This window comes from Actinomadura sp. NBRC 104425, from assembly GCF_030269545.1.
Classification (GTDB): Bacteria; Actinomycetota; Actinomycetes; order Streptosporangiales; family Streptosporangiaceae; genus Spirillospora; species Spirillospora keratinilytica.
The window spans coordinates 1-294 of sequence record NZ_BSTN01000144.1 but is presented as its reverse complement, the minus strand read 5'-3'; the positions used below and the strand labels follow the sequence as shown (position 1 = coordinate 294).

General features: G+C 74.5%; 1 protein-coding gene. It reads left to right on the top strand.

The window, feature by feature from the left end; translation table 11 throughout:
- A partial coding sequence (locus QSK22_RS33480; RefSeq protein WP_285498535.1) for a transposase occupies positions 1-294 on the top strand: 294 nt, incomplete at both ends.

Here is a 294-nt window from a genome sequence, read left to right as displayed (position 1 = left end):
CGGTGTCAACGCCGACGGGCACCGCGAGATCCTCGGGGTCGAGGTGGCCTCGGCCGAGGACGGCGCCGGATGGCTCGCCTTCCTGCGCGGGCTGGTCGCCCGCGGCCTGTCGGGGGTGCAGCTGGTGATCTCCGACGCCCACGCCGGGCTGGTCGAGGCGGTGGGGGCGACGCTGCCGGGGGCGTCCTGGCAGCGGTGCCGCACCCACTACCTGCGCAACCTGCTCACCAGAGTCCCCAAGTCGGCTCAGCCGTGGGTGGCGACGCTGGTGCGCACCATCTTCGACCAGCCCGC